The sequence below is a fragment of the Silanimonas algicola genome (assembly GCF_054777375.1).
This window is the reverse complement of the sequence record NZ_BAAHAS010000003.1, coordinates 24,525-42,015: the sequence shown is the minus strand read 5'-3', so window position 1 is coordinate 42,015 and position 17,491 is coordinate 24,525. Positions and strand designations below refer to the sequence as shown.

Annotated in this window: 20 protein-coding genes and 1 riboswitch; of the genes, 15 read left to right on the top strand and 5 right to left on the bottom strand. The window is 70.9% G+C overall.

Annotated elements, in window-relative coordinates; genetic code table 11:
• The first annotated feature begins 8 nt into the window (after positions 1-8).
• From ACYVAK_RS10370 to ACYVAK_RS10335, 8 genes are all read left to right on the top strand, one after another.
• Positions 9-1,229, top strand: a complete 1,221-nt coding sequence (locus tag ACYVAK_RS10370; protein WP_461060650.1) for an alginate export family protein — start codon at positions 9-11, stop codon at positions 1,227-1,229.
• Positions 1,230-1,255: 26 nt separating this feature from the next.
• Positions 1,256-1,792: a bacteriohemerythrin gene (locus tag ACYVAK_RS10365; protein ID WP_461060648.1), complete on the top strand. Its 537-nt coding sequence runs from the start codon at positions 1,256-1,258 to the stop codon at positions 1,790-1,792.
• A 17-nt stretch (positions 1,793-1,809) separates the two neighbouring features.
• Positions 1,810-2,706 carry a prephenate dehydrogenase/arogenate dehydrogenase family protein gene (locus tag ACYVAK_RS10360; protein ID WP_461060646.1) on the top strand — a complete coding sequence of 299 codons (897 nt, stop codon included), beginning with the start codon at positions 1,810-1,812 and terminating at the stop codon, positions 2,704-2,706.
• A 67-nt stretch (positions 2,707-2,773) separates the two neighbouring features.
• Positions 2,774-3,985 carry an NnrS family protein gene (locus tag ACYVAK_RS10355; protein WP_461060644.1) on the top strand — a complete coding sequence of 404 codons (1,212 nt, stop codon included), beginning with the start codon at positions 2,774-2,776 and terminating at the stop codon, positions 3,983-3,985.
• Between the two features lie 4 nt (positions 3,986-3,989).
• Positions 3,990-5,921 carry a pyridoxal phosphate-dependent decarboxylase family protein gene (locus tag ACYVAK_RS10350; protein ID WP_461060642.1) on the top strand — a complete coding sequence of 644 codons (1,932 nt, stop codon included), beginning with the start codon at positions 3,990-3,992 and terminating at the stop codon, positions 5,919-5,921.
• On the top strand, positions 5,914-7,395 hold the full coding sequence (locus ACYVAK_RS10345) for a UbiD family decarboxylase (RefSeq protein WP_461060640.1): 1,482 nt from the start codon (positions 5,914-5,916) through the stop codon (positions 7,393-7,395). The genes ACYVAK_RS10350 and ACYVAK_RS10345 overlap by 8 nt, the downstream gene beginning before the upstream one ends.
• 13 nt (positions 7,396-7,408) lie before the next feature.
• Positions 7,409-8,407 carry a ubiquinone anaerobic biosynthesis protein UbiU gene (ubiU, locus tag ACYVAK_RS10340; RefSeq protein ID WP_461060637.1) on the top strand — a complete coding sequence of 333 codons (999 nt, stop codon included), beginning with the start codon at positions 7,409-7,411 and terminating at the stop codon, positions 8,405-8,407.
• Positions 8,408-8,410: 3 nt separating this feature from the next.
• Positions 8,411-9,292 carry a U32 family peptidase gene (locus ACYVAK_RS10335; protein WP_461060635.1) on the top strand — a complete coding sequence of 294 codons (882 nt, stop codon included), beginning with the start codon at positions 8,411-8,413 and terminating at the stop codon, positions 9,290-9,292.
• Between the two features lie 24 nt (positions 9,293-9,316).
• On the opposite strand, the gene ubiT is transcribed toward ACYVAK_RS10335, so the two are convergent.
• Genes ubiT through ACYVAK_RS10310 form a run of 5 tightly spaced genes read right to left on the bottom strand, consistent with a single transcriptional unit; the run spans position 9,317 to position 12,250 of the window.
• Positions 9,317-10,177: a ubiquinone anaerobic biosynthesis accessory factor UbiT gene (gene ubiT, locus ACYVAK_RS10330; protein WP_461060633.1), complete on the bottom strand. Its 861-nt coding sequence runs from the start codon at positions 10,175-10,177 to the stop codon at positions 9,317-9,319.
• Positions 10,174-10,545 carry a 6-carboxytetrahydropterin synthase QueD gene (queD, locus tag ACYVAK_RS10325; RefSeq protein ID WP_461062118.1) on the bottom strand — a complete coding sequence of 124 codons (372 nt, stop codon included), beginning with the start codon at positions 10,543-10,545 and terminating at the stop codon, positions 10,174-10,176. The genes ubiT and queD overlap by 4 nt, the downstream gene beginning before the upstream one ends.
• 19 nt (positions 10,546-10,564) lie before the next feature.
• Positions 10,565-10,966, bottom strand: coding sequence for a putative zinc-binding protein (locus ACYVAK_RS10320; RefSeq protein WP_461060631.1), 402 nt, complete (start codon positions 10,964-10,966; stop codon positions 10,565-10,567).
• The gene (locus ACYVAK_RS10315; protein ID WP_461060629.1) at positions 10,963-12,039 is read right to left on the bottom strand and encodes a hypothetical protein; all 1,077 of its coding nucleotides are present in this window, start codon (positions 12,037-12,039) and stop codon (positions 10,963-10,965) included. Before ACYVAK_RS10315 ends, ACYVAK_RS10320 begins: the two co-directional genes overlap by 4 nt.
• On the bottom strand, positions 12,020-12,250 hold the full coding sequence (locus ACYVAK_RS10310; protein WP_461060627.1) for a DUF2249 domain-containing protein: 231 nt from the start codon (positions 12,248-12,250) through the stop codon (positions 12,020-12,022). The genes ACYVAK_RS10315 and ACYVAK_RS10310 overlap by 20 nt, the downstream gene beginning before the upstream one ends.
• A 147-nt stretch (positions 12,251-12,397) precedes the next feature.
• Positions 12,398-12,531: riboswitch (molybdenum cofactor riboswitch) on the top strand.
• Between ACYVAK_RS10310 and moaA the strand changes: the two genes are divergently transcribed.
• From moaA to ACYVAK_RS10275, 7 genes are all read left to right on the top strand, one after another.
• On the top strand, positions 12,524-13,507 hold the full coding sequence (gene moaA, locus ACYVAK_RS10305; protein WP_461060624.1) for a GTP 3',8-cyclase MoaA: 984 nt from the start codon (positions 12,524-12,526) through the stop codon (positions 13,505-13,507). (Overlaps the previous riboswitch by 8 nt.)
• Positions 13,508-13,540: 33 nt before the next feature.
• Complete coding sequence (gene moaCB, locus ACYVAK_RS10300; RefSeq protein WP_461060622.1) at positions 13,541-14,509, top strand: bifunctional molybdenum cofactor biosynthesis protein MoaC/MoaB; 969 nt, start codon at positions 13,541-13,543, stop codon at positions 14,507-14,509.
• A gap of 5 nt (positions 14,510-14,514) precedes the next feature.
• Positions 14,515-15,765: a molybdopterin molybdotransferase MoeA gene (locus tag ACYVAK_RS10295; RefSeq protein WP_461062116.1), complete on the top strand. Its 1,251-nt coding sequence runs from the start codon at positions 14,515-14,517 to the stop codon at positions 15,763-15,765.
• Positions 15,762-16,022: a MoaD/ThiS family protein gene (locus tag ACYVAK_RS10290; protein WP_461060620.1), complete on the top strand. Its 261-nt coding sequence runs from the start codon at positions 15,762-15,764 to the stop codon at positions 16,020-16,022. Before ACYVAK_RS10295 ends, ACYVAK_RS10290 begins: the two co-directional genes overlap by 4 nt.
• A 2-nt stretch (positions 16,023-16,024) precedes the next feature.
• Entirely contained in the window at positions 16,025-16,576 is a 552-nt protein-coding gene (locus tag ACYVAK_RS10285; protein ID WP_461060618.1) for a molybdenum cofactor biosynthesis protein MoaE, read from the top strand.
• Complete coding sequence (gene mobA, locus ACYVAK_RS10280; protein ID WP_461060616.1) at positions 16,551-17,120, top strand: molybdenum cofactor guanylyltransferase; 570 nt, start codon at positions 16,551-16,553, stop codon at positions 17,118-17,120. Before ACYVAK_RS10285 ends, mobA begins: the two co-directional genes overlap by 26 nt.
• On the top strand, positions 17,117-17,461 hold the full coding sequence (locus ACYVAK_RS10275; RefSeq protein WP_461060614.1) for a hypothetical protein: 345 nt from the start codon (positions 17,117-17,119) through the stop codon (positions 17,459-17,461). Before mobA ends, ACYVAK_RS10275 begins: the two co-directional genes overlap by 4 nt.
• Positions 17,462-17,491: the final 30 nt, after the last annotated feature.

Sequence of the window (17,491 nt, the reverse complement as noted above, 5' to 3'; positions counted from 1 at the left end):
AGTTGTCCATGAATCGCCTCGCTCTCGCCATCGCGCTTGCCCTCCCGCTCGCCGCCACGGCCGCACTCGCCACGCCTGCGGCGACACCTGCCGCCGCGCCAGCCGCCACCGACGCGCCCAAGCCCTGGGCCGTCAACCTGCGCTACCGCTACGAAGGCGTGGACGACGACGCCTTCGCGCGTGAGGCCGACGCGCACACCGCACGCGTCCGCGCGGGCTACACCTTCACCTTCGGCGGCGGCTGGTCGGCGCAGCTGGAAGGCGAAGGCGTGGCCGAGCTCAACGACCGCTTCAACTCCGGCGCCAATGGCGAGACGGCCTACCCGGCGGTCATCGACGCGCGCGCCCTCGAGATCAACCAGGCCTGGCTCGACTGGCGTGGCACGGCCTTCGGTACCCGCATCGGCCGGCAGCGCATCGTGCTCGACAATGCGCGCTTCGTCGGCGATGTCGGCTGGCGCCAGAACATGCAGACCTTCGACGCCGTGCAGGGCCAGTGGAAGCCTTCCGCCGCGTGGGACCTGCAAGCGTTCTACGTCGATCGCGTGCATCGCATTTCCGGCGACAACGCCCGCGACCGGCTCGCCCGCGAGCGCGACCTCGACGGCCGTCTGCTGCGAGTGGCGCGCACGTTGCCAGGGGGCAGCGTGGCGGCCTACGGCTACTGGGTGGAGGATCAGGACGTGGCCGCTGCGTCCACCCGCACGCTGGGCCTGCGCTGGTCCAGCGCGTGGGCACTGAACCCGGGGTGGAAGTTCGGGCTCACGCTCGAAAGCGCCACGCAGCAGCCGTGGGCCGACGCCGTTGGCGGTCGCACCGGCTACGCGCTGGTGGAGCCGCGGCTCGAGCGCGGCCCGCTGGTGTTCAAGGCGGGCTTCGAACGGCTGGGGGCCGGTGACGGCCGGGCGTTCCAGACACCCCTCGCCACCCTTCACGCTTTCAATGGCTGGGCCGACAAGTTCGCGACGACGCCGATCAACGGCCTCGAAGACCGCTACGCCTCGGCGCAGGGCGGATTCACGGTGGCCGGCAAGGCCGCGACCTGGCAGGTGATGGGCCACGACTTCCAGTCGGACCGCGGCGCCGATTACAGCACGGAATGGGATGCGTCGCTCGCCCTCACGCTGCGTCCGGGCCTCGTTGCCTTGGCGAAAGTCGCCGACTTCCACAGCGATGGCTTCGCCCGGGACACGACGAAGCTCTGGCTGCAACTGGAATGGGCGCTGTAGACGGCGCCTGCTGTTGACGCCTGTCAATGCGCCTCCACACGAGCGGGCGCTCAATGGCCCCCTCGACGCGATCACTGGCCATGCCCATGCGCCTTCTCGGCCTCTCCAATGCTTCATGGCCCGCACGTGCCAAGGCTCGGACGGCGTGCCCAGAATGGCGCGAGTCTCTCGCCACCGGGCACGCCGGCATCGATGAGGACCATCAGCGATTGATCGAGCTGCTCGCCGACAGTTGGCGCGCCTTGGCCGACGATGCATTGCCGAAAGCAGAGGTCCGTCGGCGAATCGAGGCGCTTGACGCGTTTGCGCGACAGCACTTCAGCTTCGAAGAGCAGCTCCTCGCTCATCCGGGTATGGATGCGGGACACCGCGATCGCCATACCAAGGGACACCAGCGTTTCCTCGAGACGGTTCAGGGGGTGCTCGACATGGTCGAAAATCTGCCGCCCGACGTCTGTTCCCACTTCATGGATTTCCTGGGCTCGTGGCTGGTGCACCACATCCGCGAAACGGACAAGGAACTGGCCCGTCAGTGCGTGCTGCTGGGCCTACATCTCGCATAACCGCCGACCTTGACACCATGAGCGATCAGGCGGAATCGAGCTCTCGCCCACAGGCGCGTGTCGCGATCATCGGCTCGGCCGGCCGCTACGGCCGCTGGCTCGCCGGCTTCTTCGCGGCGAATCCCGCGCTGGCCGCCGAGGTCCGCGGCCACGACCCCGCCGATTCGTCGAGTGTGGCGATGGCGCCGCTCGCGCACTGGGCCGACGTGGTGGTCTTCAGCGCGCCAGTAGTGGCCACCGTCGAGGTGATCGGCCGATTCGCAGCGCTGGCGCGGGAGCGCGCGGAACGACAACTCTGGATGGACCTCACCTCGATCAAGGCCGCCCCGGTGGCGGCGATGCAAGCCTCGGGGGCGGAGGTGTTGGGCCTGCACCCGATGTGCGCACCGCCTGCGTTGACGCATCTCGCCGGGCAGCGGCTGGTGGTGTGCGAGGGGCGGCTCAAGGTCTGGCGGCCCTGGACGACGGCCTTCCTGACGGCCACCCGCGCCACCCTCGTGCCGCTGGACGCGCGCGAACACGACCGCCGCGCCGCGCAGGTGCAGGCACTCGGCCATGCGGCCCATCTGGCCCAACTCACCGTGCTCGCCCGCGGAGGCGCATCGCTCGACGCCCTCGACGCCTGCGCGACGCCGACCTTTGGCCTCGACCTCGCGATGGGGATGCGCCTGCTCTCGGGCGATCCCGGGCTGTACGCCGGCCTGCTATCCCTGACCGAGGAATCGCGGGCCTCGGTGCGGGCCTTGCGCGACGCCTGCGCGTGGCTCGTGGACGCCGTGGAGAGCGCCACCACGTACGACGCCCTCGTTCCGCACATCGTCTCGCTGCAGCAATGGGCGGGGAAGGAGCGCATCACCGGCGGCAATGCCGCCTACCTGCGGGCCGTGGACGGGATGCGACCGCCGTCGGATTGACCCACATCAGGGCGTGAGCGGCGGCGACGCGCGAGGCTGGCGCCCTCCTCCGCTTGCAGGCCCTCCCATGGCCACCGTGATGCCCGCGCCGATGCGCTTCGCCCTGGTCGATGCCCCGCATCGCCTGCTGTTCCTCATCGGTGCCACCAATGTGCTGGCCGCGATGGCCTGGTGGCTGGCCCACCTGATGGGCTGGTCGGAGGCCGCGCTCGAAGGCTTGCCGGCCACCTGGCTGCACGGCTTCCTGATGCAGTACCAGGTGCTTCCGGCCTTCATCTTCGGCTTCCTGCTCACGGTCTTCCCGCGCTGGATGGGCCTCGGCGAGGCGAAGCGCTGGCACTACCTGCCGGTCGGCCTCGGCCTGCTGCTCGGGCAGGCCGCCACGTTGGCGGCGGCGTTCACAGGCTCCAGTCTGCTGCTGCACTTCGGCTGGCTGAATACGCTGGCCGGATGGCTGGGCGCGATGGCGGTGCTCGCCGGCTGGCTGCGCGAGGCGCGGATGGGCGATTGGCATGCGCGCTCGGCCTTCGCGGCACTGCTGGTAGGCCTGTGCGGCGTGCTCTCCTTCGGCGTGTGGCTGCACGGCGGCTCGCCGCTCTGGCTGCACTTCATGGCGGTGATCGGCGGCGTCGGTTTCCTGATGCCGATCTACGCGACAGTGGCGCACCGCGTGTTCCCCTTCTTCGCCGGCAACGTGGTCAAGGGCTATGTGCCGTGGCGGCCGATGTGGGTGCTGGGCGCGCTGTGGGCGCTCACACTGATCCACCTCGTGGCACCGATCGTGGGCTGGAATGCGCTCCGCGGCGTCGCCGACCTCGCGCTGGCCGGGCTCGGCGCGGTCGTGCTCTGGCGCTGGTGGCCGCGCGGAAAAGCGCCACCGCTGTTGATGGTGCTGTTTGTCGGCCTCGCGTGGTGGCCAGTGGCCATGGCCCTGTACGCATGGGATGCGCTGGCGCCGATCCTCGGCCTCGGTGATGCGCTCGGCCGCATGCCGCTGCATGCCCTTGCGGTGGGCTGCTTCGGCACGCTGCTCGTGGCCATGGTGACACGCGTGACTGCGGGGCACTCCGGCCGCCCCTTGGTGCTGGGGCGTGTGGCGGGCTTTGCATTCGTTGGGATGAATGCCGTGGCCCTGATTCGTTTGTGCGCAGAGTTCAGCGCGCAACCGCTGGCGTGGTGGCAGGCCAGCGCCGCCGGCTGGCTGCTGGTCTTCCTCCCTTGGGTGCTGAAGAGTGCGTGGATCTATTTGGTGCCGCGCGCTGATGGCAAGCCGGGCTGAGCGCATGGACATCGATCGCGAGCTCAACGCCTGCTTCATCGGGCCCTATGGCGAGAACGACCAGTTGCTGGAGTCACTGACGGTTGAGTTCCTCCGTGACCACGTCTACTGGCGACGCAACCTGCACCCCGAGGACGCCCCGGTCATTCCCACCGGCGCGAACCGGCTGCCAAAGTTCCTGGCGTTCGAATCGAGGATGCGCCGCGAGCTGCACGGGCTGTCGGCCGCGCTGAAGCGCAGCGTGCCCTTCCACAGCCCGCGTTACATCGGCCACATGGTCAGCGATTTGCTGATCCCGGGTCTCGCCGCGCAAATGCTCGCGCTGCCGTACAACCCGAACAACGTCTCGGCGGAATCGGCGCCGGTGACCATCGACATGGAGCTCAAGGCCGGGTTGCAACTGGCGGCGATGATCGGTTTCGTCGCCGACCCGACGCGCGAGGACTGCGCTTTCGGCCACCTCACCTCGGGCGGCACGTTGGCCAACGTGCAGGGCCTGCGCCTGGCGCTGGCGCTGAAGGCGTTTCCGGTGGCTCTCCAAGCGGCGAGCGTGCCATTGCCGGGTGTGCCGGACACCGCGAGCGCGGCGTTCCAGCTCGCGCCAGCGGCCAGCGTCGCGCTATGGACCGCGTGGAAGCAGTGGCGCGATGCCTTACCGGCGAAAGAGGCCCGCGAATGGTCCGGCCGCGTGGAAGCGCAGAGGCTCGAACAGCTCGGCCTTGCCGGCTTCTTCGCCCGCCATTCCGGCTTGCGCGCCCCGGCGGTGTTCGCACCGAGCACGGCGCATTACTCGTGGAGCAAGGGCTGCAAGCTGCTCGGCCTCGGCCGCGACCAGCTGCGCCTGATCCCCGGCAAAGCCATGCGCCTCGATCTCGACGCGCTGTCCGACGCACTCGACGCCTGCCACGCCGCCGGCGAACCGGTGCTGATGGCGGTGGGTGTGCTCGGCAGCACCGAGTTCGGCACCATCGACCCGATCAGTGGCCTGCTCGACCTGCGTGATCGCTGCACCGCCCGCGGGCAAGGCTTCGCCGTGCATGTCGATGCGGCTTGGGGCGGCTACCTCGCCTCCCTGTTCCGCGAGGCCGACGGCGCGCTGCGCTCGCGCGCGGCCGTGGCCGAGGGCTTCGCGGCCTTCCCGGCCCCGCACGTGCAGGCGGCCATCGAGGGCCTGCATCGCATCGACAGCATCACCATCGACCCGCACAAGCTCGGCTACCTGCCCTACGGCGCCGGCGCCTTCCTGTGCCGTGACCAGCGCGCCATCGACGTGCTCGCCGAAGGTGCCGACTACGTGTTCCAGCCGGACGACGGCGGCGATTTCTTCGCCCGCCATCGCAGCCTCGGGCGCTACATCCCGGAGGGTTCGAAAGCGGGGGCGAATGCCGCGGCGGTCTACGTGACCCATCGCGTCCTGCCGCTCGATGCCAGCCACTTCGGCGAACTGCAGGCCCTGAGCCTGCGCGCCACCGAAGTCTTCGTCGCCAAAGCCGAGGCCTTCTGCCAGCGCGTGGCCGGACGCGTACAGGCCCTCGTGCCCTTCCACCCGGATAGCAACCTGGTCTGCCTCGCCTTCAACCCGCGCGGCAATGCGCGTCTGGCCGACGCCAACCGCTTCGTCCGCGCCTTGCAGCGCGCCCTCTCCGCCGACCCCACGCGCCCGCTGCAGCTCGGCGAGTACTTCGGTTCGGTGACGACGCTGAAGCGCGAGGCCATGGGCGATGCCGACACCGCGCGCCTGCTCGGGGCGCTCGGTCTGCCACCGGACGCGCTGGAAGTCGAGCCCGGCGAAGGCAACGACCGCTTGGTGATCCTGCGCCACACGCTGATGAATCCCTTCCTGCTCGACGAGCACGGCGACAGCCCGGTGATGGACGGCTACTTCGCCTTCCTCGAGCGGTGGATCGCAGATCACGCCCCGGCCCGCGATGCATGAGCTGAGGGCATTCCTGCGCCGGCTTGAGCGCGAGGGCGACCTGCGACGGGTGGAGACGCCGCTCGATCCGGTGCTGGAAACGACGGCGCTAGCGCGCGAAGTGCTGCGCGCCGACGGCCCCGCGCTCCTGATGACGGCGGTGGAAGGATCGTCGCATCCGATGCTGGCCAATTTGTTCGGCAGCCGCCGCCGCGTCGAGGCCGCCTTGGGCGATCGCCCCATCGCCTCGCTGCGCGAACTCGGCCACCTGCTGGCCTCGCTGCGCGAGCCGCGCCTGCCGGGCTCGCTGCGCGACGCGCTCTTGCACTGGCCGGAACTGGGGCAGTTGGCCCATGTAACGCCGAAGCCCGTCAAGGAGGCGGCCTTCAACGACATCGTGCTGCAGGGCGACGCGATCGATCTCATGCGCCTGCCGATCCAGACCTGCTGGCCCGAGGACGCTGGCCCGCTGGTGACGCTCGGGCTGGTCACCACGCGGGGCACGCGCAAAACGCGACAGAACGTCGCCATCTACCGCCAACAGGTGATCGGCCTGCGGCGGCTGATCATGCGCTGGCTGCCGCATCGCGGCGGCGCGCTCGATTTCGCCGACTGGTGCGCCGACCGTCCCGGCGAGCCCTTTCCGCTGCTGGTGTCCATCGGCGTCGACCCGGCCACCCTGCTCGCTGCGGTGGCCCCGATCCCGGACACCGTGGGGGAGTACGAGTTCGCCGGCCTGCTGCGCGGGGAACGCACGCGCGTCTGGCACAGCCGCCTCACCGGGCTGGACGCCGCGGCCGGGGCGGAGATCGTGCTGGAGGGCTTCATCCATCCGGGCGACACCGCGCTCGAGGGCCCGTTCGGCGACCACACCGGCCACTACAACGCGCAAGGCGAGTTCCCGGTATTCACGGTCGAGACGATGCGGCTGCGCGGCGGCGCGATCTACCACGGCAGTTATATGGGCCGTTCGCCGCATGACGAGCCCTCGGTCATGGCGATGGCGCTGAACGAGGTCTTCGTGCCCCTGCTGCAGCGCGCGTTCCCCGAGATCGTTGACTTCCACCTGCCGCCCGAGGCCTGCTCCTATCGCATCGCCGTTGTTTCGATCCGCAAGCAGTACCCGGGCCATGCGCAGCGGATCATGATGGGGATCTGGAGCCACCTGCGGCAGTTCACCTACACCAAGTACGTGATTGTCGTGGACGACGACATCGACGTCCGCGACTGGGGCGACGTGCTGTGGGCGCTGGCCACCCGCTCCGATCCGGCGCGCGACAGCTTAATCGTCGAACGCTCGCCGATCGACTACCTCGACTTCTCCAGCCCCGAGCCGAACCTCGGCGGCAAGATCGGCTTCGACGCCACCTGCAAAGGGCCGTCGGAATCGCGCCGTGGCTGGAGCCGCCCGATCCGCCCCGACCCCGCGGTCGAACAGCGCATGGCCCGGCTCTGGGCCTCGCTCGCGACCACGCCGCCCACCCCGACGCCCTGACCCGAGGCCCGCCATGGAACTCGTCTGCCCCGCCGGCAACCTGCCTGCGCTCAACACTGCCCTCGAGGCCGGCGCCGACGCCGTCTACCTCGGCTTCCGCGACCAGACCAATGCGCGCGCCTTCCCCGGCCTGAACTTCACCGAGGCCGAGATCGCCACCGGCATCCAAAACGCCCGCGACCTCGGCCGCAAGGTCTACATCGCGCTCAACACCTACCCCGAGACCGCGCGCCTCGCGCACTGGAAGCGCGCCGTCGACCGCGCCGCCGACCTCGGCGCGAACGCCATCATCGCCGCCGACATGGCGGTGCTCGACTACGCGGCGAAACGCCACCCGGGTCTGCCACGGCACCTCTCGGTGCAGGGCTCGGCGACCACCGCACCGGCGCTGCGCTACATGCACGAGCGCTTCGGCATCGCCCGAGCGGTGCTGCCGCGGGTGCTCTCGCTGGCGCAGGTGGAACGCGTCTGCGCGGCGTCGCCGGTGCCGCTGGAGGCCTTCGCCTTCGGCAGCCTCTGCATCATGGTCGAAGGCCGCTGCCAGCTCTCGAGCTACGTCACCGGCGCCTCGCCCAACCGCCACGGCGTGTGCTCGCCGGCGCAGTTCGTGCGCTGGGAGGAGCACGGCGATGGCGGCCGCAGCGTGCGGCTCAACGGCGTGCTGATCGATCGCTTCAACGCCGAGGAGCCCGCCGGCTACCCCACGGTGTGCAAGGGCCGCTTCGACGTCGGCGGCGAGGTCTTCCACGCGCTCGAGGAGCCCACCAGCCTGAACACCCTGCCGATCCTGCCGAAGCTGCACGCCGCCGGCGTGGTCGCCCTGAAGATCGAAGGCCGCCAGCGAGGTGCCGCCTACATCGGCCAGGTCACGACGACCTGGCGTCGCGCCATCGACCGCCTGCTGGCCGCGCCTCAGGACTGGCAGTGCCGCGAGGAGTGGATGGCCGCGCTCGGCCGCCATGCCGAAGGCCACCAGACCACCCTCGGCCCCTACCACCGCGCCTGGCACTGACCCATGCAACTAAGCCTCGCTCCGCTCGCCTACTTCTGGCCGCGTGCCACCACCCTCGCCTTTTACGACGCCGTCGCCGACTGGCCGGTGGACATCGTCCATGTCGGCGAAACCGTCTGCAGCAAGCGCCGCGAACTGCGCACCGCCGACTGGCTCGGCGTCGCCGAGCGCCTCGCCGCGTCCGGCAAGACCATCGTGCTGTCCTCGCTCGCGCTGATCGAGGCCGAGTCCGAAGTCGGCGCCCTGCGCCGTCTCGTCGCCGACGGCCGCTTCCTCGTCGAAGCCAACGATCTCAGCGCCGTGCAGGTCTGCCGCGAGGCCCGCCGCCCGTTCGTGGGCGGCCCCACGCTCAACGTCTACAACCACGAAACCCTGCGCCTGCTCGAACAGGACGGTCTGGTGCGCTGGGCACCGGGGGTCGAGGTCGGCGCCACCCAACTCGACCAGCTGCGCGAGGCCTATGCCGGCGAAGGCTGGGTGTTCCCACCGGTCGAGGTGCAGGCCTGGGGTCGGCAAGGCCTCGCCTACTCGGCGCGCTGCTTCACCGCGCGGGCCCTCGACATCGCCAAGGACGACTGCGGCTTCCGCTGCATCGAGTTCCCGGACGGCCTGCCCCTGGCCACCCGCGAAGGCGAAGCCTTCTTGCGGATCAACGGCATCCAGGTGCAGGGCGACGCGCCGATCGACCTCGGGGACGCCTGGGACGACCTGCAGGCCCTTGACGTGGCCGTCCTGCGCATCGTCCCGCAGTCACCCGAGAGCACGCGCGCGGCCGTCGACCGATGGCGCGCGGCCATCGACGCGCGGCAGGCACCACCCCCGACCGGGGAGCCGGCCGGCTTCTGGCAGGGCGCCCCGGGCCGCGGGCCGGGCCCCATCGGCTGAGGCCGGCAGCCGCGCCGCCCGCCCTCAGGGAGCGGGCAGGGTGGGCGTCGCGCTGGCCACTTTCACGGGCCGTCGTTCCTTCGACAGGGCGCGCAGATCGCGCATCAGCAGCGCGGCCCGATGCAGGGGCACGCGCAGGGCCAGCGGGACCTCCGCCCAGTCCAGCCGGTCGAGGACGTTGCGTGCTTCGAGACCGAGTGCGGTGTCACCGACCAGCACCAGCCGGCGCTGGAAGAACAAGGTGTCGGCATCCTCGAGTCGACTCGCCATCAGCATCAGGTCGACGACGCCACCCCGCACGGTCGCCTCGGCCGGCCCGTCGAGCGTGACGAGTTGGCCCGCGCGCAGGCCGAGGGTCCAGGACAGGCCGAGGTCTTGGACATCGATGCCGAGACGACGCCCCTCAAGGAAGGCGAACTCCCCCTGGGCCAGCGCCCTGGCCAGGGCATGCCGCGCGGCGGCCACCAGCAGCGGACCGGCGAAGCGCGGCGGCAGGCGTGACGCGAGCGGGCGCCAGCGGCTCGGCGGCGGCAACAGGGCGGCAAGATGTTGTTTCCACGCGGGAGGTGCGAGGGCGTGGTGGTCGTCGAACATGGCGGCGGGTTCCAAAGGCAGGCCCTGCGCATGGCAGGCATCACGGATGAGCAGGCGGGCGATCGCCCGGGCGGTGGGTTCGGGCAGGCCCCAAGCAAGGGCCTCGTCACCCATGTGACGCAACACCTCGGCCTCGCGGGCAGCATCCCGTCCGCTGCCCGGCGGCTTCGCCGCCGCCGCCCAAAGCGCGGCATGGCGACGCGACGCGGCCAGTCGGACGATCGCGGCATCGACGTGGTCGATCCACGCGCGGGCCAGGGACAAGCGGGAGCGGCGCGGGGCCACGCTCATGCCCGGGGCCCGGCGGGAAGGTCGTAGCGGGCGACACTCGATTCGGTTTCCCGGACTTCCACCGCCACCAGCGTCGGCAGGTCCGGTGCCAGCCGGTCCGCCAGCCACACGCAGAGGTGCTCGCTGGTCGGATTCTCGAGGCCGGGCAGGTCGTTGAGGCAGGCGTGGTCGAGCAAGGCGATCAGCGGTTTGGCGACGCGGCTCACCTCGCTGAAATCGACGACCCAGCCCAACTCGGGGTCGAGCGGGCCACGCAGGTGCAACTCCACCCGGTACGAATGCCCATGCAGGGTGCCGCAGGGATGGCCTGCCGGCACGCGCGGCAGGCGGTGCGCGGCCTCGAAGCGGAAGGCCTTGCGCAACTGCAGGACGGGGGGGCTGTGGGTCCTACGCGGCATCCGGGCGCCTCCCGTCCTGCGCTAGCTGCATGGCCCGCGCTTCGGGCCTGGCGAGGGTCTCGTAGAGGCGCTGCACGTCGTCCGGATCCGGGTCGCAGTGTTTGAGCTTCCGGATGCCGTGATCGGACAGCAGCACGTGCCGCTGCGCCACGACGCCCGCCTGTTCGAGGCAGGCGGCCGCGCAAGCCATCACGCAGCCATCGAAAGCGAGGATCGGCCGTCCGCTGCGCGCGGTCTTCACCAGGCCGGGCACGCCGCCACCCACCCCGGCGATGCAGGACATCTCCGCTTCGCCGTCGCGATCGAGCATCAGGGCGAGGCGGTTGGCCAACTGCGCCGCGCTGGAGCAGCCGGAGCAGGAATAGACGAGGGGCAGGTCGGAACGCTTCATGACGGCTCGAAGGCGTGGGCAGCGAGGCGAAACCGCCGGGCACGCCAGGCGGGAAAGAGGAAGGCGGCCAGCAGGCCGATGGCGGCGACGCTCTCGGCGACCAGGGCCGACGTGCGTGCGTCCGGCGCTGCCGCAGGCCCCATCGCGAGGATCCAGGCCGCCAGCGCGAGCAGGCGAAGTGCCAGCCAGGCACCGAGCAGTGGTGCCGGCAGCAGACGATCGATGCCCGGCACCTGGCGGCCGCGAGGCACCTGCTGGCGCAATCGCCACCAGTGCAGGAACGCGGCGACGGTCAGGGCCGTCGGCGGCACCACGAGGGCCACGGCCCCGGCGACGAGCAGGGCCGGAAGGGTGGCGTCGAGCCCGCGGTCGGGCCGCAGGAACACCAGCAGGGCAGCCATCGACATCGCGGCCCCCAACAGCCAGGCTACGCCGAGCAGGTGCCGCCGCCGGAACGGCCAGGCGAGGCGAAGCAAGTGGCGCCATTCGACGCCCGTCAGCGTGGGCAACAGCAGCCGCGAGGCGCCGAGCACCACGCCGCCCAGTCCCAGCACCAGCCCCATCGTCCGATGCAGCGCGACCCCACCGGGCGTCTCCCCGCCAAGGACGCGAATGGCGCCGAGCGATGTCGCCACGGCGAGCCCCACGAACCCGAGCATCAACGGGTGGCGGACCGCGGCCGGGCCGGGCGAGCGCCCAAGCCCGATGACCAGCGGTGTCGCCACCACCCACCACGCCACGGCGACCCCCGGCGCGCCGATCGCCCGCCATTCCGGCGCACCCGCGGACGGGCCCAGAAGCATCAGGAGCAGGCTCGCGTTGAACACCGCGAGCACAACGCCCCACCCGGCCGTCGAGAACAGGCGCGGGAGCCCAAGAGCGGCGCTGCCGAATTGCAGGGTGGCGCCGGCGGCGGCATTGCCGAACACCCCGAGCAGCACCGCATGCAGCAGGGTCCAGTCGTCGGCCCACCGCCATCCGAGGACCGGCACCAGCAGGGCCCACAGCACCGACGCGCCCAGCGCGAGCAGGGGCTGGGCGGGCGGGACGGCGTCAGGGGCGATCCGGGCCATTCACCCCCTCCAGATGGATCTCGCAACCGCCGTCCGGGAGAATTCTGGCGTGGCGCAGGATGTGGTGGTCGCGCAAGGCTTCGAGGAGCGGGGCAGGCCAGAACGGCGTCAACACGACGATGGCTTCGCCCGGCGCGAGGCGATCCGCCAGCGCCAGGGCCAGGTTCAGGGGTTCCGGCGGATTCAGTTGGCGGAAATCGTGGATGTCCATGCGCTCTCCCGAAGTGGGCCATCGTCCTGACCTGAGGCCCTCGACGCTCTGAGGCAGGTCAAGCGAACGACGACTTCCACCCATCGGCGCTGGCATTGATCCGGATCAATGCGCGGCGGGCGAGCCACTCCGTAGCCTGTGCCGGCAGCTTGCGCTGCACTCCGAGTCGCCCGGCCTTCGTCCCAGACATGGCTTGGCGACCGTGGCGGAGCCTCGCCACCCGGCGCCATCGGAAACGGTGACGCCGCCCGTGTTTGGAAAGGAGCGGACAACATGACGCTGCTGGCGGATCGGTTCGGCCGGACGTTTCCGTACCTGCGCCTGTCGGTCATCGAGGCGTGCAACTTCCGTTGCACCTATTGCCTGCCCCACGGCTTCCAGGCCCGCCCGGGTCGCCCGGAGCCGCTGTCGCGCGAGGAAATCGCGCGCCTGCTGCACGGCTTCGCCGCCGTGGGCCTGCGCAAGCTGCGCCTCACCGGGGGCGAGCCCAGCTTGCGCCGCGACCTGCCGGAACTGATCGCCAGCGCCGCGGCCGTCGGCGGCATCGAATCCATCGGCCTGACCACGAACGGCACCCTGCTCGATCGTCGCGTGACGCGCTGGCGCGAAGCCGGGTTGACGAACCTGAACGTGAGCGTGGATTGCCTCGACCGCGAGCGCTTCCACGCCATCACCGGCTACGACCGCCTGCCGGAGATCCTGCGCGGCATCGAGCTGGCCCGCGAACTCGGCTTCAAGGCCATCAAGCTCAATGCCGTGCTGCTGCGCGGCCTCAACGACGACCAGATGCCGGCCTGGCGCGACTACCTGCGCGAACGCCGGGTCACGCTGCGCTTCATCGAACTGATGCAGACCGGCGACAACCGTGCCTACTTCGAACGCCACCACCTGCGCGCCGAAGGCCTCGAGCGGCAACTGCAGGACGAAGGCTGGCGCCTGCTGCCGCGCGCCACCGATGCCGGCCCGGCGCGCGAGTACGCGCACGCCGACTTCGTCGGGCGTGTCGGCGTCATCGCGCCCTACTCGAAGGACTTCTGCGCCGGCTGCAACCGCCTTCGCGTCACCCACACCGGCGATCTTCGGCTGTGCCTGTTCGGCAACGTCGGCATCCCGCTGCGTCCGCTGCTGCAGCACGACGACGACCGTCCGCGCCTCGTCTCCGCGCTGCGCACCCAGCTCGGCCTCAAGGCCATCGGCCACCGCCTGCACGAAGGCGAAACCGGCCTGACCCCCAACCTCTCCACCATCGGCGGCTGAATGGACGCATCGTCTTCCCCTTCCGGCTTCCACATGGCCGACGTGCGTCGCAAGCGCGCTACCGAGCGTCGCGCCGTCGCCGTTGGTGAATTGCGCGCCGGACCGGTCGGCTATGCCGCCCTGGTAAATCGCGCGCTGCCCAAAGGCGATGCGATGGCGATGGCGGAAGTCGCTGGCCTGCAGGGCGCCAAGAACGCCGCGCAGCTGATGCCGCTGTGCCATCCGCTGCCACTGGAGTACGTCGACGTGCGCTGCGTTCCGGTGCCCGAGCGCCACGCCATCCGCGTCTACTGCGAGACGTCCCTCACCGCGAAGACTGGCGTCGAAATGGAAGCCTTGGCCGGCGCCAGCGCCGCCCTGCTGACGCTCTACGACCTCACCAAGCCGGTGGAACCGGCGTTGTCGATCGAGGCCGTGCGCCTGCTGTTCAAGGAAGGCGGCAAGAAGGGCCTGTGGGCCCATCCCGACGGCCTGAGTGATGACGAACGCGCGCACTACCGGCCGAAAGCCGACCCGCGCCTCGACGGCGAAGCCATCGCCGTCATCACCCTGAGCGACCGCGCCAGTGCGGGCGTCTACGAAGACCGCAGCGGCGCCCTGATGGCGGAGACCCTCGAAGGGATGGGCGCGCGCGTGCAACGCCGCCTCCTGCCCGACGGCATCGACGCCTTCGCCGCGGCGCTGCGCGAGGAAGCCGCACGCGGCACGCCGCTCGTGCTGTGCACCGGCGGCACCGGCTTCGGCCCGCGCGATCTCGCTCCCGAGGCCTTGGCGCAGGTCGCCACGCGCGAGGTGCCGGGCTTGGCCGAACTGTTCCGCAACGCCAGCAGCGAACACACGCCGCTGGCCTGGCTGAGCCGCGCGCGCAGCGCGCTGGTCGGCGACGGCACGCTGGTGCTGCTGCTGCCCGGCAGCCCGAAGGCCGTGGCGCAGGGCCTCGACATCCTCGGCCCGCTGCTGCCGCACGCGCTGGCGATGATGCGCGGGGCGCCGCACGCATGACGACCCTGATCAGCATCGACGAGGCGCTGGCCCTCATCCGCGCAGAAAGCGCGGCGCTGCCCGCCGAACACGTACCGCTGCGGCAGGCGCGCGGCCGGGTGCTGGCCTCGCCCATCGATGCCCCGCGCGCGCTGCCGCCCTTCGACAACGCCGCCATGGACGGCTTCGCCCTGCGCTGGCACGCCGGCATCGCAGCGGGCACGGCGATCCCCGTGCTTGCCGAGCAGGCGGCCGGCGATGGCGAGGCCGGCCAGACCATGGGGGCCTGCAGCATCATGACCGGCGCCCGCATCCCGGACGGGCTCGATACGGTGGTGCCGGTCGAGGACTGCACCGTGCTGGCCCGCGATGCCGAAGGGAAACCACTGGCGATCGCACTGGCCGCCGTTCCGCGGCAAGGCCAGCACGTGCGCCTTGCCGGCGAGGATGTCGCCCTCGGCGAACGCGTCCTCGACGCCGGAACCCCGCTGACCGACGAAGCCTTGATGGTCTTGCGCGGCATCGGTATCGCCGACGTCGCCGTGCATCGCCGCCCCCGACTCGCGCTGGCCTGCACTGGCCGCGAGCTGGTCGACACCGACGGCGCTGCCCTCGCGCCCGGCCAGATCGCCAACACCAATGGGCCGTATCTCGAAGCGCTTTTCGCCGAGGCCGGTGCCGAGGTGGTGGCCTGCGTGACGATCCCGGACGAACCCGCCCTGCTCGCGGCGCCACTGCGCGACTGGTTCGACGCCGGCCTCGAACTGGTCGTCACCACCGGGGCGGTGTCCATGGGCCGCTACGACTTCGTGCCCGACGTGCTGCGCGAAACCGGAGCGACGATCCGCTTCCACAAGCTGAAGATGCGCCCCGGCAAGCCCCTGCTGTTCGCCACGAAGGGGCGCACGCGGGTGTTCGGCCTGCCCGGCAATCCGGTGTCGAGCACGGTCGGCGCCCGCTTCTTCGTCGACGCGGCGATCCGGCGTCTGGGCGGACAGGCCGACGAAACGGCGATGGCCCTGCCGCTCGCCGCGGAGGCCCGCAAGAAACCCGGTTTCTCGATGCTGCAGAAGGCCCGCATCGCGATCGATGCCGAAGGCCGGCTCGTCGTGCGCCTGCTGAAGGGCCAGGAGAGCTTCAAGACCGCGCCGCTGCTCGCCGCGAATGCTTGGGCCGTGCTGCCCGAAGCGGCGGAGTCGATCCCGGCCGGCACCCCCGTTTCCGTCTATCCGCTGCGCCCCGGCGCCAGCGTCGTTTCCAAGGATCGCTCGCCATGATGATCACGCTGCAACTCTTCGGCCGCTTCCGCGAATTCAGCCCGAACCCCGAAATCGCCCTCGAATTCCCGGGCATCGCCACCGTCGGCGAGTTCCGCGCCGCGTTCGACGCCTGGGCGCTGGCGAACTGGCCGGGCTACCGGCCGGCCCTGCTGCAATCGGCGGCCATCGCCACCGATGCCAGCCTGCTGCGCGCCAACAGCCCGCTGCCGGCCGATGGGCGGCTCGCGGTGCTGCCGCCGGTGAGCGGGGGTTGAGCATGGAGACGACCCCGCGCATCGCCTGCCACGTCGTCGACATCGCCGACGGCCGACTGGATCCCCAAGCCGCCATCGATTTCGTCGCCGACGACGCCTTCGGCGGTATCGACGTCTTCATCGGCCGCGTCCGCGCCAACAGCCACGGGCGCGAGTGCGTGGCCGTGCATTACGACATGTTCGATCCGCTGGCCCTGACCGTCTTCCAGCGCACCGTTGCGCAGGCCCTCGCGAAGTACGGCCCGAAGGCCAAGGGCTATGTCGCGCATGCCAAGGGCAAGCTCGCCGTGGGCGATCTCGCCGTGGTCGTCGCCTTCGGCACGCCGCATCGCGATGAATCGTTCCGCGGCTGCCGCGACATCATCGAAGCGGTGAAGCACGAGGCGCCAATCTGGAAACGCGAGCACTTCATCGACGGCGTGACCGAATGGAGCGAGGGCTGCTCGCTCTGCGGCAAGGAGCCGGACGCGGGCGAATCGTCGAGCGCCGACGCGGCCACGCCGTCCCCGGCGCAGGCAAAGGCGATGCATGGCGCCTTCCGCGCCCTCGGCTGAGGCCTGCCTCGGCGTCGTGCTCGCTGGCGGCCAGAGCCGCCGCATGGGGCAGGACAAGGCCCTGCTCGACTGGCAGGGCCGCTCGCTGATCGATCACGCGCAACGACGTTTCGCCGACGCGGGTATCGCAGAGAGCGTGGTCAGCGGTGATCGCCCCGAGCATGGCGGCATCCCCGACCAGCATCGCGGTGAAGGGCCCCTTGCCGGCCTGCTGGCCGTCGCGCACGCCCATCCCGGGCGGCGCCTGCTGGTCGTGCCCGTCGACATGCCGCGCCTGCCCGCGGCCTGGCTGGCGCGACTCGCGGCCGCCTCGCCCACGGCAGCCGCCCTGCACTACGAGGGCCACCCGCTGCCGCTGCGCATCGACGCCACCGGCGCTCTGCGGGACCAGCTCGCGGGCTGGCTGGACGACCCCGCGGGGCCGCGCGCCCTGAAACACCTCCTCCGCGCCCTCGACGCTGGGACGATCCCCCCGCAGACTGCCTCGGGGCTTGAATTCGACAACGCCAACACGCCCGAGGACTGGGCGAGGATCAACGCATGAAACTGCAAATTGAAGAGGATCGGCTGCGGCTCCGCCTGACGGAGGCCCAGCTCGATACGCTGCTGCGCGACAGCCGGGTGGACGCCTCGCTGCCGTGCCCCTCCGGCGAGCGGGCCCATCGCGTACTCGTCCTTGATCCAGGCCTGACGGCCGCGACGTGCGACGGCGACCTCATGGACCTCCGGATCGGGTTGCCCCGTGCCGGATTCGAAGCCTTTGCCTCGGAGCGACCACGCCGCGACGGGTACGTCTTCACGGCGGGGCCCGTCGAAATCACGGTGGAAGTGGACGTCCGGGACAGCCGCCGCCGCCAGCTCACCGGCAATCCAGCGGTCGGTTGACGCACGTCAATGAAGTCGGGCGGCTCGGGC

Bases quoted from the DNA above. Each gene is read 5' to 3' on its own strand.
- ACYVAK_RS10310 (WP_461060627.1), bottom strand. From the start codon at position 12,250: ATGGACATCCACGATTTCCGCCAACTGAATCCGCCGGAACCCCTGAAC.
- ACYVAK_RS10360 (WP_461060646.1), top strand. From the start codon at position 1,810: ATGAGCGATCAGGCGGAATCGAGCTCTCGCCCACAGGCGCGTGTCGCG.
- ACYVAK_RS10345 (WP_461060640.1), top strand. From the start codon at position 5,914: ATGCATGAGCTGAGGGCATTCCTGCGCCGGCTTGAGCGCGAGGGCGAC.
- ACYVAK_RS10370 (WP_461060650.1), top strand. From the start codon at position 9: ATGAATCGCCTCGCTCTCGCCATCGCGCTTGCCCTCCCGCTCGCCGCC.
- ACYVAK_RS10355 (WP_461060644.1), top strand. From the start codon at position 2,774: ATGGCCACCGTGATGCCCGCGCCGATGCGCTTCGCCCTGGTCGATGCC.
- ubiT (WP_461060633.1), bottom strand. From the start codon at position 10,177: ATGAGCGTGGCCCCGCGCCGCTCCCGCTTGTCCCTGGCCCGCGCGTGG.
- ACYVAK_RS10290 (WP_461060620.1), top strand. From the start codon at position 15,762: ATGATGATCACGCTGCAACTCTTCGGCCGCTTCCGCGAATTCAGCCCG.
- ACYVAK_RS10350 (WP_461060642.1), top strand. From the start codon at position 3,990: ATGGACATCGATCGCGAGCTCAACGCCTGCTTCATCGGGCCCTATGGC.
- ACYVAK_RS10335 (WP_461060635.1), top strand. From the start codon at position 8,411: ATGCAACTAAGCCTCGCTCCGCTCGCCTACTTCTGGCCGCGTGCCACC.
- ACYVAK_RS10315 (WP_461060629.1), bottom strand. From the start codon at position 12,039: ATGGCCCGGATCGCCCCTGACGCCGTCCCGCCCGCCCAGCCCCTGCTC.
- moaCB (WP_461060622.1), top strand. From the start codon at position 13,541: ATGGCCGACGTGCGTCGCAAGCGCGCTACCGAGCGTCGCGCCGTCGCC.
- ACYVAK_RS10285 (WP_461060618.1), top strand. From the start codon at position 16,025: ATGGAGACGACCCCGCGCATCGCCTGCCACGTCGTCGACATCGCCGAC.
- ACYVAK_RS10275 (WP_461060614.1), top strand. From the start codon at position 17,117: ATGAAACTGCAAATTGAAGAGGATCGGCTGCGGCTCCGCCTGACGGAG.
- ubiU (WP_461060637.1), top strand. From the start codon at position 7,409: ATGGAACTCGTCTGCCCCGCCGGCAACCTGCCTGCGCTCAACACTGCC.
- ACYVAK_RS10365 (WP_461060648.1), top strand. From the start codon at position 1,256: ATGCGCCTCCACACGAGCGGGCGCTCAATGGCCCCCTCGACGCGATCA.
- mobA (WP_461060616.1), top strand. From the start codon at position 16,551: ATGGCGCCTTCCGCGCCCTCGGCTGAGGCCTGCCTCGGCGTCGTGCTC.
- ACYVAK_RS10320 (WP_461060631.1), bottom strand. From the start codon at position 10,966: ATGAAGCGTTCCGACCTGCCCCTCGTCTATTCCTGCTCCGGCTGCTCC.
- moaA (WP_461060624.1), top strand. From the start codon at position 12,524: ATGACGCTGCTGGCGGATCGGTTCGGCCGGACGTTTCCGTACCTGCGC.